General features: G+C 71.3%; 14 protein-coding genes. 9 read left to right on the top strand and 5 right to left on the bottom strand.

From position 1 onward, the window contains the following. Positions 1 to 34 precede the first annotated feature (34 nt). The 3 genes from zapE (at position 35) to ACIBLA_RS30585 (ending at position 3,160) form a co-directional block, all read left to right on the top strand. Positions 35 to 1,126, top strand: a complete 1,092-nt coding sequence (zapE, locus tag ACIBLA_RS30595) for a cell division protein ZapE (RefSeq protein ID WP_399200504.1) — start codon at positions 35 to 37, stop codon at positions 1,124 to 1,126. Between the two features lie 105 nt (positions 1,127 to 1,231). Next, entirely contained in the window at positions 1,232 to 1,657 is a 426-nt protein-coding gene (locus tag ACIBLA_RS30590; RefSeq protein WP_330173076.1) for an OsmC family protein, read from the top strand. A 141-nt stretch (positions 1,658 to 1,798) separates the two neighbouring features. Beyond that, the gene (locus ACIBLA_RS30585; RefSeq protein ID WP_399200503.1) at positions 1,799 to 3,160 is read left to right on the top strand and encodes an alkaline phosphatase PhoX; all 1,362 of its coding nucleotides are present in this window, start codon (positions 1,799 to 1,801) and stop codon (positions 3,158 to 3,160) included. Positions 3,161 to 3,223: 63 nt separating this feature from the next. Here ACIBLA_RS30585 and ACIBLA_RS30580 read toward each other — a convergent pair whose 3' ends face one another. The 3 genes from ACIBLA_RS30580 to ACIBLA_RS30570 form a co-directional block, all read right to left on the bottom strand. Beyond that, positions 3,224 to 4,462 carry a S1 family peptidase gene (locus tag ACIBLA_RS30580; protein ID WP_399200502.1) on the bottom strand — a complete coding sequence of 413 codons (1,239 nt, stop codon included), beginning with the start codon at positions 4,460 to 4,462 and terminating at the stop codon, positions 3,224 to 3,226. A 138-nt stretch (positions 4,463 to 4,600) separates the two neighbouring features. After that, positions 4,601 to 6,049 (bottom strand): SPFH domain-containing protein, encoded by a 1,449-nt coding sequence (locus ACIBLA_RS30575; RefSeq protein WP_363239593.1) that lies wholly within the window; start codon positions 6,047 to 6,049, stop codon positions 4,601 to 4,603. A gap of 119 nt (positions 6,050 to 6,168) precedes the next feature. Continuing rightward, the gene (locus tag ACIBLA_RS30570; RefSeq protein ID WP_363239592.1) at positions 6,169 to 6,678 is read right to left on the bottom strand and encodes a hypothetical protein; all 510 of its coding nucleotides are present in this window, start codon (positions 6,676 to 6,678) and stop codon (positions 6,169 to 6,171) included. A 163-nt stretch (positions 6,679 to 6,841) separates the two neighbouring features. Between ACIBLA_RS30570 and ACIBLA_RS30565 the strand changes: the two genes are divergently transcribed. After that, positions 6,842 to 7,681 carry a polysaccharide deacetylase family protein gene (locus ACIBLA_RS30565; RefSeq protein ID WP_399200501.1) on the top strand — a complete coding sequence of 280 codons (840 nt, stop codon included), beginning with the start codon at positions 6,842 to 6,844 and terminating at the stop codon, positions 7,679 to 7,681. A gap of 13 nt (positions 7,682 to 7,694) precedes the next feature. Here ACIBLA_RS30565 and ACIBLA_RS30560 read toward each other — a convergent pair whose 3' ends face one another. Continuing rightward, on the bottom strand, positions 7,695 to 7,847 hold the full coding sequence (locus tag ACIBLA_RS30560) for a hypothetical protein (protein WP_363239589.1): 153 nt from the start codon (positions 7,845 to 7,847) through the stop codon (positions 7,695 to 7,697). Positions 7,848 to 8,018: 171 nt separating this feature from the next. Then, entirely contained in the window at positions 8,019 to 8,693 is a 675-nt protein-coding gene (locus tag ACIBLA_RS30555) for an AIM24 family protein (RefSeq protein ID WP_363239588.1), read from the bottom strand. A 71-nt stretch (positions 8,694 to 8,764) separates the two neighbouring features. Here ACIBLA_RS30555 and ACIBLA_RS30550 point away from each other — a divergent pair, with 71 nt between their 5' ends. The 5 genes from ACIBLA_RS30550 (at position 8,765) to ACIBLA_RS30530 (ending at position 14,876) form a co-directional block, all read left to right on the top strand. After that, positions 8,765 to 9,535: a peptidyl-tRNA hydrolase gene (locus ACIBLA_RS30550; protein WP_363239587.1), complete on the top strand. Its 771-nt coding sequence runs from the start codon at positions 8,765 to 8,767 to the stop codon at positions 9,533 to 9,535. Between the two features lie 147 nt (positions 9,536 to 9,682). Continuing rightward, positions 9,683 to 10,471 (top strand): DUF4142 domain-containing protein, encoded by a 789-nt coding sequence (locus ACIBLA_RS30545; RefSeq protein ID WP_363239586.1) that lies wholly within the window; start codon positions 9,683 to 9,685, stop codon positions 10,469 to 10,471. 136 nt (positions 10,472 to 10,607) lie between these two features. Next, entirely contained in the window at positions 10,608 to 12,014 is a 1,407-nt protein-coding gene (locus tag ACIBLA_RS30540; RefSeq protein WP_399200500.1) for a DUF692 domain-containing protein, read from the top strand. A gap of 5 nt (positions 12,015 to 12,019) precedes the next feature. Beyond that, positions 12,020 to 13,003, top strand: coding sequence for a TIGR04222 domain-containing membrane protein (locus ACIBLA_RS30535; protein ID WP_399200499.1), 984 nt, complete (start codon positions 12,020 to 12,022; stop codon positions 13,001 to 13,003). Positions 13,004 to 13,214: 211 nt separating this feature from the next. Further along, positions 13,215 to 14,876 (top strand): alpha/beta hydrolase, encoded by a 1,662-nt coding sequence (locus ACIBLA_RS30530; RefSeq protein WP_399200498.1) that lies wholly within the window; start codon positions 13,215 to 13,217, stop codon positions 14,874 to 14,876. Positions 14,877 to 15,079: the final 203 nt, after the last annotated feature.

Here is a 15,079-nt window from a genome sequence, read left to right as displayed (position 1 = left end):
ACCTGCACGGGCCGACTCACCGCACCGCCTACAGTTGAGACCCGTGCCAGCCTCCCCCGGTTCCTCCCCCGTGTCCTCCCCTGTCTCCCTGTGCGACCGTGAGCCCCGTGTGCCCGCCGAGCGGCTGGTCGCCGAGATGGTCCCGCCGCCGCGCTTCGACTCGGTGCGTTTCGAAACGTACGTCCCCGACCCGAACCGGCCCAGCCAGGCCGAGGCCGTCTCCGTACTGAGCACGTTCGCCGCCGGGCTCGGGGGTGCGGCGGACACCGGGCAGGGGCAGAGCAGGCGCCGCTGGTTCGGCAGGAAGCCCGCCGCCGAAGCCGGGCCGCGCGGTGTCTACCTGGACGGCGGTTACGGCGTCGGCAAGACCCACCTGCTGGCCTCCCTCTGGCACGCCACGCCGGCCGCCCCGGAACAGAAGGCGTTCGGCACCTTCGTGGAGCTGACGAACCTCGTCGGCGCGCTCGGTTTCCAGCAGACTGTACGGACCCTCGGCGGCCACCGGCTGCTGTGCATCGACGAGTTCGAGCTGGACGATCCGGGCGACACCGTCCTCGTGTCGAGCCTGCTGAGCCGCCTCGTGGAGGCGGGCGTCGCGCTCGCCGCGACCTCCAACACCCTGCCCGGCAAGCTCGGTGAGGGCCGTTTCGCCGCCGCGGACTTCATGCGGGAGATCCAGGGGCTCTCCGCGCGCTTCCGCCCGCTGCGTATCGACGGCGACGACTACCGGCACCGGGGACTGCCCGAGGCCCCCGCCCCGCTCACCACGGAGCAGGTGACGCGCGCCGCGCACACCACCGGGGCCGCCAGCCTGGACGACTTCCCCGCCCTGCTCGCCCATCTCGCCACCGTCCACCCCAGCCGCTACGGCGCGTTGACGGAGGGGCTGCGCGTCGCGTGCTTCACGGATGTGGGCCCGGTGCCCGACCAGTCGACGGCCCTGCGGCTCGTCGTCCTCGCCGACCGGCTGTACGACCGGGAGATACCGGTTCTCGCCTCCGGGCTCCCCTTCGACCGACTTTTCAGCGAAGAGATGCTGAACGGCGGTTACCGGAAGAAGTACTTCCGCGCGATCTCACGTCTCACCGCGCTGGCACGCGACGCAAAGGGCCTGCTCGGCGAGTAAGTTCGGAGCCGTAACGATGTGCGGTGCGCGAGAACCGGTCGATCAGCTGTGGATCAGCTTCTCGATCAGCTCTCGCGTGCCCGATACAGAAGGGTTTCCCTCACCATGGCTACCACGCGCCAGGCACACACCGTCTGGGAAGGCGACCTCCTCAAGGGCAGCGGCGTCGTCACCTTCGACTCCTCCGGAATCGCCGAGCAGCCGGTTTCCTGGGCCTCCCGCGCCGAGCAGGCGAACGGCAAGACCAGCCCGGAGGAGCTGATCGCCGCCGCTCACTCCAGCTGCTTCTCGATGGCCCTGTCCAACGGTCTCGCCAAGGCCGGCACCCCGCCGACCAAGCTGACCACCCAGGCCGAGGTCACGCTGGTGCCCGGCACCGGCATCACCGGCGTGCACATCACGGTGCAGGGTGAGGTCGAGGGTCTGGACGAGGCGGGCTTCGTCAAGGCCGCCGAGGACGCGAAGGCGAACTGCCCGGTCAGCCAGGCGCTCGCGGGCACGAGCATCACGCTCACCGCGTCGCTCGCCTGATCCGATCCGCTGACCCGCTGATCTCTCAGGGCACTTCAGGCGACACATAGGGCTCAGTGGCCCGCACAGTTCACGTGTGCACTGCACCCGTGATACACACGTGCGGGTCACGTCTCCTGTCCGCCAACAGGGAGTTGCCTCATGTCCGCAACACGACGTCAGGTCCTGGCCACCGGAGCATCGGTCGCCGGAATCGCGTTCACCGGAGCGGTGTCGGAGCTTTTCGCCGGCACCGCCGTCGCACAGGAAATGGGGCGCAGCGGCTACGGCCCGCTCGTACCCGACCCGGACGGCCTGCTCGATCTGCCGAAAGGTTTCCGTTACCGCGTCCTGTCCAGAACGGGCGACCCGCTCCGTTCCGGCGAGGGCGAAGTCCCCAGCAATCCCGACGGCATGGCGGCCTTCGCCGGCCGCCGCGGACGCGTCCATCTGGTCCGTAACCACGAGAACCGGCACAACGCCAGGATCGGCGTCCCGACCGTCGACGGCCTGACCTACGACCCGATGGGCAAGGGCGGCTGTACGGCGCTCGAACTCGACGGGCAGGGCAACGTACTCGGCGAGCACGTCGCCATCGCCGGCACCGCCGTCAACTGCGCGGGCGGGCCCTCCCCTTGGGGCACCTGGCTCACCTGCGAGGAGAACGAGGACAAGGCCGGGACCAACGGCTACACCAAGGACCACGGCTTCATCTTCGAGGTCGACGGCGCCGATCCGCACCGCACCGGCGCCGTACCGCTGACGGCGATGGGCCGCTTCCAGCACGAGGCCATCGCGATCGACCCGCGTACGGGCGTCGTGTACGAGACGGAGGACGCGTTCGACAGGCCCTTCGGCCTCTTCTACCGCTTCCTGCCCGAGAAGCCGCTCGGCGGGATGGGATCGCTGCGCGCGGGCGGCACGCTGGAGGCCATGCGGGTCCCCGGTGTGCCGGACCTGTCGGTCATCCAGGAGCCGGGCGCCAGCTTCGACCGCGTCGAGTGGGTGCCCGTGCCCGACTCGCAGGCGAAGGAGACGCCCATCAGGCTCCAGGACTTCGGCAAGAAGGGCATCACACACGCCCAGAAGCTGGAGGGCTGCTACTGGGGCGACCGGTCGGTGTACTTCGTGTCGAGCTTCGCGAAGAGCGCGGAGGGCTCGGCGGCCGACCACTACGGGCAGGTGTGGAAGTACGAGCCGCAGCGGCGCCGGCTCACCCTGGTGATCGCCTTCGGCCCGGACACCGACATCCAGCTGCCCGGCGAGTCCCCCGACAACATCTGCCTCGCCCCCAGCGGGGGCCTGATGGTGTGCGAGGACGGCGGTGGCGCGCAGCACGTGTACGGGCTGACGCGGCACGGCGAGCTGTACGAGATGGCGCGCGGCGCGGAAAACATCGGGACGCCCGAGGAGCCGGAGTGGGGTGAGTTCGCGGGCGTCACGTTCGCGCCGGACGGCGAGACGATGTACGTGAACTGCTATACGCCGGGGACGACGTTCGCGATCAGGGGGCCGTGGCGCTGACGGGGCGTTCTCGGCGCCGGACGGGCATCGGCCCGTCCGGCGCCGAGGGCAGCGCACTCGGGGTCAGTGGTCGCTCCCGACCTCCACGCCGGAGCCGTCGTTGTCGGCGGCTCCGGCGCCGGCGTCCTGCTCAGCGCCCTCTTCGGCGCCACCGCCCGTGCCGATCTCCGCGCCCACCGCCGCCAGCGTCGTCGTGACCGGCTGGAAGAACGTCTCGCCGCCCGACGTGCAGTCGCCGCTGCCGCCCGACGTCAGACCGATCGCGGTGCCGTCCGCCGTGAACAGCGGGCCCCCGCTGTCGCCGGGCTCCGCGCAGACGTTGGTCTGGATGAGGCCGCTGACGGAGCCCTCCGCGTAGTTCACGGTCGCGCCGAGCCCGGTGACCGAGCCGTCGGCCAGCCCCGTGGTACTGCCCATCCGGATCACCTCCAGGCCCACGGCGGCCTCGCCCGCCTGCCCGATCGGCACCGTCTGCCCATCGCCGACGTCCACCTCGCTCGGCGCCTCGGTGGCCGGGTCGTCGTACGTGACGAGCGCGAAGTCCCCGTCGCCGGGGAACGTCGCGGCCTGGACCGTACCGACGGGCGCGCCGTTCTGCGCCTCGGACCACTGCTCCGCCGCGACGCCGCAGTGCCCGGCGGTGAGGAAGCCGGGGGTGCCGTCCTGCGTGGTGACGTTGAAGCCGAGCGAACAGCGGGCGCCGCCACCGAAGATGGCGTCGCCGCCCTCCAGGAACGGTTTGAACTCGCCCGCCGACTTCTGGATGCGGGCCACGCCGTCGCCCAGCGAGCGTACGGCCGACTCCAGGGTGTTCCAGCGCTCACCGGTGACCGTGGAGTCGGCGGTGACGAGGACCTGGTTGGTCCGGGGGTCGAGTGCCCACGCGGTGCCGGGGATGGTGGCGTTCCGGCTCAACGTGCCCGTGGCGGAGGTGAGTTCGCCCATGCTGTTGCGCACGCTTCTCGCCACGGCGCCGGAGGCACGCACCTGCTCGGCCGACTCACCGCTGCCACTGCCACTGCCGCCGCCGTCCGCGACATTCACCACGACCTGCTTCTTCTGCGCGTCGTAGTACGCCCCCGCGTAGTCCTCGCCGAGCTGTGCGGACAGCCGTGAGACGAGTTCCGGCGCCGACGCGGCGCTGACCGTTCTCGGGTTCTGTCCCGCGCCGCCGCCCGCGCGGTCGTCCGCGCCGGACTGTGACGCGTTGGCGTTCGGCAGCAGGACGGCCGCTGCCGCGACGCCCACCGCCCCGGCTCCCGCGAGGACGGCCTTGCCCTTGGATATTCGCCTGTGACTCAACTCGTCGCCTCCTGTGGGGGATTACGGAGTCCGACCCCTTGATACGGGCGGTACGCGAGTTGTGTTCAACGGACATGACGGAGGCCGGCCGGACAACGGTCCGGCCGGCCTCTCTCCGAACGGGTTACTGACGGCTCGTCAGCCGCCCACCTCGATCTTCTTGTTGTTCTCCGAGGATTTGGCGGCCTTGGCCCCCGTCCTGGCCGGCTCCGTCGAACTCGTCTTCTGCGAAAGGCCCTTGAGCAGTTCGGCGATGTCGACCCCGGTGGTCGACGTCAGCAGTTCCATGCCCTGCGCGACGTTGTCGGTGACCGTGCGCGAGAGCCGGCTCGCGCCGTCCGTGGAGATGACCGTCAGCTTGTCGACGGCGCTCAGCGGCTCGGACGCCTTGGCGACGACGGCGGGCAGCACCTCGACGAGCATCTGGAGCACGGCCGCGTCGCCGTACTGCGCGAACGCGTCGGCCTTCTTCTGCATCGCCCCGGCCTCGGCGCTGCCACGCGCCGCGATGGCGTCGGCCTCCGCCTCACCCTCGATCCGTACGGCCTCCGCGAGCGCCGCACGGCGCAGCTTCTCGCCCTCACCCGTGAGCCGCGACCGCTCGGCGTCCGCCTCGGCCTCCTTGACCTGCGCGATCCTGCGGGCCTCGGCCTCCTGCTCGGCCTGGTAGCGGGCGGCGTCGGCCGGCTTGCGTACCTTCGTGTCGAGCTGACGGTCCGTCAGAGCTGCCTGGCGCTCCGCCACCTTCTCCTGCTCGCCGAGGACTTCCTGCTGACGCGCGGCTTCGGCGAGCGGCCCCGCCGCGTTGGCCTTCGCCTTGGCCGCCTCGGTCTCGACCTTGATCTCGGCCTGCTTCAGATAGAAGGTCCGCTCGGCCACCGCGATCTCCTCGGCGGCCTTGAGCCTGGCCTGCTCGGAGGCCCGCTTGGCGATCGCCTCGGCGATGTCCGCCTCCTGCTTGGCGCGGGCGGCCTCGGGCCGGCCCAGGTCCTCCAGGTACGAGCCCTCCGTGGTGATGTCCTGGATCTGGAAGGCGTCCAGGATCAGCCCCTGCCCGGACAGGCTCGCCTCGGCCTCCTCGGCGACCTGCCCGGCGAAGGCGGCGCGGTCGCGGATGATGTCCTCGACGGCCATCCGGCCGACGATGGCGCGCAGGGCGCCCGACAGCACTTCCTGGGTGAAGCCGACGATGCCCTTCTGCTGGCGCAGGAACCGCTGGGCGGCGGCACGGATGGCGTCCTCGTTGCCGCCGACCTTGACGATCGCGACGCCTTCCAGATGCGCCTTGACACCGCGCAGGGTCACCGCGCCCCGGACGGCGACCGGGATGTGGCGGCTGGACAGGTCGAGCGTGAACTTCTGCTGGACGAACGGAACGACGAAGACGCCGCCGCCGACCACGACTTTCTGACCGCTGTTGTCGGTGCTGACCCGGCCGGTGACCGGATCGGTGGACGACTTGCCCCTGCGGCCGGTGATGATGAAGGCCTCGCTGGGGCCCGCGACCTTGTAGCGGGTGATGACGACGAGCGCGAGCAGGACGAGAAGTACGACGACTCCCGCCACCGCGATGATCACTGGACTCATATGGGTTTCCCCCCTGTTGACGTACGAGTTGTGGACGCCGCGCCTGTGGGACGCCGGTTGCCGCGCGGCGGTTCGACGGTTGGGTGAGCCGGTGGATCAGCAGGGCGAACGGACGGCGGTCAGCGCTCGACGGGCCGGACCCCCACCGACGTGGACGAGAGCGTCGATTCCACCCAGACCTCGGCGCCCCGCGCCAGGGGCACCGCGCTCTTCGCGGCGAACTTCACCGGCTGGCCCGCCACCCGGAGCATCACCTCGCCGTAGCCGTCGACGGGAATGGCCGTGACCACGGACCCCGACGTACCGAGAAGGTCCGTTCCCCGTGGCGTGGCGTCCGTCTGATCGCGCATCAGTACGCGGCTGAGTTTCCAGGCCAGCCAGCCCGTGACCGCGCCGGCGACGGCGCCGACGGCGATGGCGGGGCCGACACCGAGGTCCGTCGTACCGAGCATGATCGCGCCGCCGAAGCCCAGCATCGCGACGAATCCCGCCACAACGGGCACGGACAGCAGCCCCGCGAACACGCCGTCGAGCACGCCGCCGAACAGGCCCTCGAAGATGCCGTCGAAGATCAGCGCCACCGCCAGCAGGACCACGCCCGCGACTCCGAGACCGAGGAACACATCCATGGGTCGCCCCTCCCCCGGCTCTCGCCGGTCCCCCTTGAACCCTTATGCACCCTTGAACGGGAGGAGATTTTCTCACGGTCCGTCACGGCGAGCAGTGCCGCGTTCCGGCAATCTTCGAGCGCCGGAACCGCAGGATGAACAGATGGTCATATATTTTCCCCGTATGCCTAGATATGCACTGACACTCGCGTCCGTCACCGTGCTGGGGGCCCTCCTCACCGGATGCGGAACCGACACCAACGCCCGACTGACGGGCCCGCCCTCGCCCAAGGCCTCGGCGCGCCAGCCCGCCGGGCCCGAACACCCGGCCGTGACGCCGGTCTTCCTGCGCGGCGCCGACCCCGCGCGCAAGCCGCGGGCCGCGGCGGGACCCAAGACCGTCGCGCTCACCTTCGACGCGGACATGACGGTCGACCAGGGACCGCGCGCCGCCCGCGGCGAGCGCTTCGACAACCCGACCCTGATCACCTCGCTGCGCCGCCTCGAAGTCCCCTCGACGATCTTCATGACCGGCCGGTGGGCGGAGGAGTATCCGTCCCAGGCGAGAGAGATCGGCTCCGACCCCCTGTTCGAGGTCGCGAACCACTCGTACAGCCACCACGCCTTCACGGCCGACTGCCACGGTCTTCCGGTGCTCGGCCAGAAGGACATGGCCGCCGACGTGGAGCGGGCCTTCGGCGCGTTCCGCAAGGTGGGGGTGCGCCAGGTGGTGCCGTACTTCCGCTTCCCCGGCGGCTGTTACGACCAGTCGACGCTGCGCACCCTGGCCCCGGCGGGCCTGACGGCGGTCCAGTGGGACGTGGTCAGCGGCGACGCCTTCGCCACGGACGCGGACGCGGTGACCGAACAGGTACTCGCCGAGGTGCGCCCCGGCTCGCTGGTGGTCATGCACTGCACGACGAGCGCGGCACCGGTGACGGACGAGGCGGTCCGCAAGATCGTGCCCGCGCTGCGCGAGCGCGGCTACCGCTTCGTGAAGGTGTCGGAGCTGATGAAGGGCTGATCAGCACCGGCCTTCACCCCGAGCAGGCCGTCCGCTGGGCCTCGTGCCATTCGCAGACCGGGCAGAGCGTGCTGCCCTTGACCGATTCCGGGTACTCGGTCGGCTCGCCGCAGTGCACGCAGTCGGCGTACGCCACAGTCTCGCTGCCGGTGGCTTCGTCTCCCATGCCGTCGAGCGTACTGAACCGGGGCGTTCAGCCGCGCCGGGTGCCCAGGACGCAGACCCCGCCCGCCACCACGGCCGCCACCAGCGTGGCGGCGGCCAGCGGCAGGCCGGGGGTGTGGATCGCGCCGGTGCGCGATACCGGCGGCCCACCCCTCGCAGTTCCACGGGCGGATCAGTTCCCGGCGGCCTGCGCCGTTACCTCGCTCGGCCGGACGATGACGAAACCCTCGCCCTGGAGCATCAGTTGGACGGCCTCGCCGGAACCGCCGCGGATCATCGAGCCGACGGACTGCGAGCGGTGCAGCGAGGTGTTGAGCTGGGCGCTCCAGCCGACGACGGCGTCGGTGTCGACGTACACCGGCGCCTGCGCGCTGACGGGGATGACGATGGGGTCGCCCTCGCAGATGATGGCGAGCTTCCCGTAGCCGGTGAAGAGGCTGTTGAAGAGGCCGCCGCCGGTCATGCCGGCGCCCTTCACGGTCTTGATCTCGTAGGAGAGCGTGGCGTCGAAACACAGGACGTTGCGGCCGTTGACGGTGAGCGCGTCGCCCTGCTCGATGTCGACGATGAAGCAGTTGGCCGCCTCGTGCGCGAACCACGCCTCGCCCTGGCCCTTCACGGCCATCAACGGCAGGCCCTCGCCGGTGACGGCGCGCTTGAGCATCCCGCCGATGCCCTGGCCCTTGCGTTCGAACTGGAGATTGCCGCGGAAGGCGATCATCGACCCCTGGCGCGCGTGCATTTCGCCGTTGACGGCGTACTTGACGGATTTGGCGTTCTGGAGGCTCATACCGGGGGTGATCGCCTGCTGCGCCATGTTCTCGGTGGCAAAGAGATCGCTCTTCATGCCGAGCATGGTCACCCGGAGGGGCCCATTCCGCCAACAATCCGGCGGGTCCGGGCTGGCACACTTGCCCCGTGAGCATCGACGACACCCGCCCGGAGACCCCCGCCGACAGCCCGTTCCGCCACGAGCAGACCTCGCGTGACGAGGCCCCGCAGTTCGTTCTGCCGCTGGTGGTGCGGATCGAGAAGGCGGCGCCGCCGACCCGTACCGACGCGCTGGAGGCCGCCGCCCGCGCCGTACTGGTCATGCTCGCCGACGAGCGGTCGACGGGCGAGGGCGAGTGGGCGCGGGCGATGCGGGACTGGCAGGACGCCCGGATCCGCAAGGTGGTGCGCAGGGCGCGCGGCGCGGAGTGGCGGAAGGCGGGGCTGCTGCCGGGGATCACGGTGAACAGCCCGGAGGGTGCGGACGGGTCGCCGGAGGGCGTGGACTTCGCCCCGTACGCGGAGGTACGTGTCTTCCCGCCGGTCCCGCTGGACGGCTGGCCCAAGGAACTGGCGAAGCTCCAGGTCTCCGGCACCGATCTGGCCGACCCCGAGGCGCCGCCCGCCGCCGACCTGTCCGCCCCGGTGCTCTGGCTCAGCCCCGATCTCGACATGTCGGCGGGCAAGGCGATGGCCCAGGCCGGCCACGGCGCGCAGCTCGCGTGGTGGGAACTGTCGGAGGCCGACCGCAAGGCGTGGCAGGAGGCCGGTTTCCCGCTCTCCGTACGTACCGCGGACTCCGCGCGGTGGCGCCAACTGACCGGCAGCGGACTGCCGTTGGTCCGTGATGCCGGTTTCACGGAAATCGCGGCGGGGTCCAGCACGGTGGTCGCCGATCATCCGGCGCTGCGGCGTTGAACACTCCCGCGCCGGGATTCGTATCTCCCCATACCGCTAGGTAAGTTGAACGACCGGTCAGTGAGCGGTTGATTCCGCGGTGGTACGTAGTGGCACTTGGCGGTACACGGTGGTACGCGGTGGCGCATCGGCTCGGGAGACACTTTGTTGCGACGTATCAACGGCACGGCACTCATCATCGCGGCGCTCGTCGCGACGGTCGGAGCGCTCGCCTTTCCTGTCTGGTCGTACGCCGACCGCTCCGGCACGGGGGAGTCGAATCTGGCGGCGTCGAGCGTGGCCACCCAGTGGGGCCCGCTCTCGGCGACCGACCGCGACTTCCTCGTGAAGGTACGGCTCGCGGGCCTGTGGGAACTGCCCGCCGGGCAGCAGGCGATCGAGCGTGCCCCCAGCCAGGCCATCAAGGACGCGGGTGACCATCTGGTCGTCGGCCACACCGACCTCGACGCCCGCGCGCGCGACGTGGCGGCGAAGCTCGGTGTCGAGCTGCCGAACCAGCCCAACGACCAGCAGCAGGGCTGGTTGCGGGAGCTGTCGGCGGCCACGGGCGCCGACTACGACAGGAAGTTCGCCAACCTCCTGCGCAACGCGCACGGCAAGGTCTTCGCGCTGATAGCCGAGGTCAGACATACGACGCGGAACACCCTGATACGGCAGCTCGCGACCGACGCGAACCAGACTGTCCTGGACCACATCACGATGCTGGAGGGCACCGGGCTCGTCGACTTCGACGAGATCGCGCGGGAGGCCGCGGGCACCAAGACCGCCAGCCCCACCGGACCGCCGCCGCCGAACGGCAACCTGCCGCCGTCGCCGCCGGCCGCGTCACCGACCGGGGACAGCTCCTTCACCTCCCGCCCCTCCACCCAGCCGGGCGCGCCGACGGCCGTCAACACGAACCGTCCGCCGGCGCCGAGCGTGAAGGCCACGCCGTAGATCCGTCCGGTTCGCCCGACTGGGACGGGAACCTCAAATGATGCTCTGAACGTCCCCTGCTCTGGATTCACCGGCGCCCGGCGGGGCCAATACCTCTGAACCGGCACTCGCCGAGGCACGGAGGAGGGGGAGAATCATGAGCCAAGCGCCACCACTGGGGAACCGGGGAGACCTGGGAGACCTGGGCATCGGTATCGGCTGGCGGCCCGAGATCGCGGAAGCGGTTGAGGCGCTGCCCGGCATCGACTGGGTCGAGGCCGTCGCCGAGAACGTCTGCCCGGACCACCTTCCCGCTTCGCTCGTCCGGCTCCGGGAGCGCGGCGTCACCGTGATCCCGCACGGCGTCTCGCTCGGTCTGGGGGGCGCGGAGCGGCCCGACGCCAAGCGCCTCGCCGATCTGGCGGAGCGGGCCCAGGCACTGGGCTCCCCGCTGATCACCGAGCACATCGCCTTCGTACGGGCCGGTGGCCCGCTCACCGCGTCCCCCACGCTCGAAGCGGGCCATCTGCTGCCGGTTCCGCGCACGAGGGACGCGCTGCGGGTGCTGTGCGAGAACATACGGATCGCCCAGGACTCGCTGCCCGTGCCGCTCGCCGTGGAGAACATCGCCGCGCTGATCAACTGGCCGGGCGAGGAGATGACGGAGGGTCAGTTCCTGGCGGAGCTGGTGGAGCGTACGGGCGTACGGCTGCTGATCGACGTCGCGAACCTGCACACCAACCACGTCAACCGCGGCGAGGACCCGGCGACGGCGCTCGACCAACTGCCGGTCGAGGCCATCGCGTACGTCCATGTCGCGGGCGGCATCGAACGCGACGGCGTCTGGCACGACACCCACGCCCACCCGGTCGGCGCACCGGTGCTGGCGGTACTGGCGGAACTGCGCTCGCGAATCTCCCCGCCGGGCGTCCTGCTGGAACGGGACGACAACTTCCCCCCGACGGCGGAACTGTCCGCGGAACTGACCACGATCCGCACGACACTCCGGCTCCCGGCCCCGACGTCAACCACCGTGCGGGACAAGGAGGTTGCCACCAAGCCACCTGCCGACGACAGGGGCACAGCCACCAGTCCGCCGACGGCCGGAACGGCGCCGGATGCCGGAGCGGGTGAGCCCGAAGACCTCCCCACCGACCCCGTCCGTGTGCGGCTCGCTCTCGCGCAGACCGCTCTGTTGTCCGCTCTGGTCGCGGGGACCCCCGCGCCCGAGGGGTTCGACTCGCGGCGGCTCGGGGTGCAGAGTCGGGCCCTTGCCGCCAAACGGGCGGAGGTTGTCGCGAAAGTGGCGCCCGAGTTGCCGCGCATCCTCGGTGACGGCTACCGCGCCGCCTTCCTCGCGTACGCCAAGTCCCGCCCCATGCACGCCGGTTACCGGCGCGACGCGCTCAACTTCGCCGAGCACCTGCTGATCGCCGACCAGCCGCAGGACGCGGCGGCACGCCGCGAGCTGACGCAGTGGTGGCGGGACCGTTCGGGGGCACGGCCGCCGAGCCGGGCGGTCCGGATCGCACGTGTGGCCCGCGCCGTACTCGTGGGGCGGTGACCGGCATGCAGACGCTCGTGACCGCGCTCCAGATAGCCATCCCCCTGTCCTTCGTCTCGCTCCTCGTCGGAGTGATCACCCTTCGCTCGCGCGGCGGTGTGAGTGAGGTCCACGACCTCATGGACGTCGCCTTCCTCGGCGGCGGGCCCGGCCGGGTCGCCGAGACCGCCATCGTCGCCATGCACACGGACGGGCGGCTGGGCATCGGCGGCCCCGGCATCGTCGCCATCCACAGTCATGTCGCGCGTAACCCGGTGGAACAGGCCGTCATCCAGGAGCACGCGCTGGCACCGCACGGCGCCCTGCACTCGCTGCGCCTCGCGGTGATGCGCAGCCACGCCGTGCAGGAGGTCGGCGACTCCCTCGCGGCGCGCGGCCTGCTGGTCCCGGCCAGGAAGACCCGGCTGTGGGTGCACTGGGGGCTGACGCAGGCGCTCGTGTGCGTCATCTCCCTGCCGCTGACCATCATCGTGCTCGCCGGCACCGGCGACCCGGCGGCCATCCCCACCCTGCCGCTCGCGTTCCTCGGCTTCCTCTCGGGTATCGCCTTCTCCGTGGTGGCCAGGCGCCGCCTCACCACCGCCGGGATCAAAGCGCGGCTGAGGTTCCGCACGGCCTACCGGCACATCACCACCCCCGCCCATCAGATCGCCGTAGACGGGCACATGGCGCTCGACGACCCGTTGCTGCGGGAGCAGTTGACGGTCGCGAGGGCCATGCGGCCGGGCCGTGACTTCCAGCCGGCGCAGCATCTGGCCGCCGCCACGGTGGAGTGGTGCGCGAGCGCGGGCTTCGGTGACGGCGGAGGGGGCGGTGGCTCGGGGGGCGGCGGCTGCGGCGGCTCCGGAGGTTCGGGCTGCGGCAGTTCGGGCGGTGGCTGCGGCGGGGGCGGCGGATCCGGCTCCGGCGGCGGCGGAGGGGGCGGCTGTGGCGGAGGAGGAGGCGGTGGAGGGGGCGGCTGCGGTGGCGGAGGGGGCGGCGGAGGCTGACCCGCGCCACCCCTCGTACGCCACGGGGCGTGCCCGTACGCACCCGCGCACGGAGCACGCCCCGCCCGATCCCGCACCCCGTACGGGCCTCTTGAGTGACTGTATGACGCATCGGAGTCACGCGCCCCGACACCGCTCACAGATCCTTTACATGCCTGCCGCGCCGGAGATGATCGCCCTCCCGCACCGCGGCACGCCTGAAGGGAAAGCGATGAGAGCAGTTGCGAAGTACGGGGCCCTGGCCACCCTCGGCTCCTTGGTCCTGTCCACCCTCTCCGCCGCCCCGGCGGGCGGCGCGGACTTCGCCGGCGCCTCGTCCGAGGAGCGCGGCACGGTCGTCGCCGCCCAGCGCGCCGCCGCCGCCGGAATCACCTTCCGTACGTGTTCCAAGGCCGAGATGCTGCCCGCTCCCCTCACCTGCGGCACGGTCGAGGTGCCGCTCGACTACGCCCGGCCCGACGGCGAGCGGATCAAACTCACCGTCAGCCGGGTGAAGGCGTCCGGCAAGACCGGCGGCGCGGGCGGCGACGGCAAGGCCGTGGAGACCGTGCAGCGCCAAGGCGCGCTGGTCTACAACCCCGGCGGCCCGGGCGCCTCCGGCATGGCCTTCCCGATGGCGGCGGGCATGCCCGAGTGGAAGCGGATCGCGGCGGCGTACGACATGGTCGGCTACGCCCCGCGCGGAGTCGGCCGCTCCGCGCCGCTGTCCTGCCAGGAGCCCCTCGACTTCGCGAAGGCCCCGACCCTCGCGCCGACGTACCCCTCGGAGTCGTACAAGAGGGAGCGTGTCTCGCGCGCCAAGGCGTACGCCCAGGGCTGCGCCCGCAACGCGGGACCGGCGCTGCGCCACTACACCTCGCTGAACAACGCCCGCGACCTCGACGTCCTGCGCGCCGCCCTCGGCGAGAAGAAGCTGTCCTTCATGGGCGCCTCCTACGGAACGTACTTCGGCGCCCTGTACGCGTCGCTCTTCCCGTCCCACGTACGCCGGATGGTCTTCGACTCGGCCGTGAACCCGGACCCGAACCAGATCTGGTACCGCAACAACCTCGACCAGTCCCTCGCCTTCGAGCAGCGCTGGGCGGACTTCCGCGCCTGGGTCGCCAAGCACGACGCGACGTACGACCTGGGCACCACTCCCGACGCGGTGCAGCGCAGCTACGAGCGCGTACGGGCGGCGGTCGCGCACCACCCGGCGGGCGGCAAGGTCGGGCCGGGCCAGCTGCACGCGGCGATGCTCGGGGTGGGCTATTACGACGACTACTGGACGATGCGCGCCACGGCGCTCTCGGAGTTCCTGAAGGGCAACACCAAGCCCTTGATCGACCAGGCCACGCCGCGTCCCGCGGCGGCCGTCGACGACGAGAACGGCAACGCCGTCTACACGGCCGTGGAGTGCAACGACGCCCCGTGGCCGACGGACTGGAAGGTGTGGGACCGCGACAACACCGAACTCGCCGCGCAGGCGCCCTTCGAGACCTGGGACAACGCGTGGATGAATCTGCCGTGCGCCTTCTGGCCGGCGCCGCGCCAGCGGCCGGTCGACGTCCGCACCGACCGCGGTGAGCTGCCGCCGACGCTGATCCTGGCGGCCGAACGGGACGCGGCGACGCCGTATCCGGGAGCGCTGGAGCTGCAACGGCGGCTGTCCGGCTCAGCGCTGGTGACCGAACGCGACGCGGGCACGCACGGCATCGCGGGCGGCCCCAACGCGTGCGTCAACGACCACGTCGAGGCGTATCTGCTGGCCGGCAAGACACCGGCGCATCGCGCGGAGTGCAAACCGCACGCGGAGCCCAACCCGGTGTCGCGGGAAGAGGACAAGACCCGCTCCGAGCTGCGCCGAAGGCTGAACCCGGGCGCTCAACTCTGAGACCGCCGACGGCAGACGGGCGGGACGGGCTGCGCATGTCCGACCGGTTCCCGGTGCTCGCTGACCGTCCGGGACGGGCGGATCACCGAAGGCGCTCCACGCGACGGCATCGCGGTGGGGCGCCTTTTCGGCGTTGAGCACCGCGGCACGTCCGGCGGATGACCGGCGAATCCCCGAGCCCGTGCAGGACCTTCGTCGCGGGT

It is taken from the genome of Streptomyces sp. NPDC050433, assembly GCF_044458565.1.
In the GTDB taxonomy this organism is placed as follows: Bacteria; Actinomycetota; Actinomycetes; order Streptomycetales; family Streptomycetaceae; genus Streptomyces.
The sequence above is the reverse complement of the archived record's forward strand: the minus strand, read 5'-3'. Positions and strand labels throughout refer to the sequence as shown.

Excerpts from the sequence above, each read along its gene's own strand:
- ACIBLA_RS30590 (WP_330173076.1), top strand. The coding sequence starts at position 1,232 with ATGGCTACCACGCGCCAGGCACACACCGTCTGGGAAGGCGACCTCCTC.
- ACIBLA_RS30585 (WP_399200503.1), top strand. The coding sequence starts at position 1,799 with ATGTCCGCAACACGACGTCAGGTCCTGGCCACCGGAGCATCGGTCGCC.
- ACIBLA_RS30575 (WP_363239593.1), bottom strand. The coding sequence starts at position 6,049 with ATGAGTCCAGTGATCATCGCGGTGGCGGGAGTCGTCGTACTTCTCGTC.
- ACIBLA_RS30570 (WP_363239592.1), bottom strand. The coding sequence starts at position 6,678 with ATGGATGTGTTCCTCGGTCTCGGAGTCGCGGGCGTGGTCCTGCTGGCG.
- ACIBLA_RS30565 (WP_399200501.1), top strand. The coding sequence starts at position 6,842 with ATGCCTAGATATGCACTGACACTCGCGTCCGTCACCGTGCTGGGGGCC.
- ACIBLA_RS30560 (WP_363239589.1), bottom strand. The coding sequence starts at position 7,847 with ATGGGAGACGAAGCCACCGGCAGCGAGACTGTGGCGTACGCCGACTGC.
- ACIBLA_RS30555 (WP_363239588.1), bottom strand. The coding sequence starts at position 8,693 with ATGAAGAGCGATCTCTTTGCCACCGAGAACATGGCGCAGCAGGCGATC.
- ACIBLA_RS30540 (WP_399200500.1), top strand. The coding sequence starts at position 10,608 with ATGAGCCAAGCGCCACCACTGGGGAACCGGGGAGACCTGGGAGACCTG.
- ACIBLA_RS30535 (WP_399200499.1), top strand. The coding sequence starts at position 12,020 with ATGCAGACGCTCGTGACCGCGCTCCAGATAGCCATCCCCCTGTCCTTC.
- ACIBLA_RS30530 (WP_399200498.1), top strand. The coding sequence starts at position 13,215 with ATGAGAGCAGTTGCGAAGTACGGGGCCCTGGCCACCCTCGGCTCCTTG.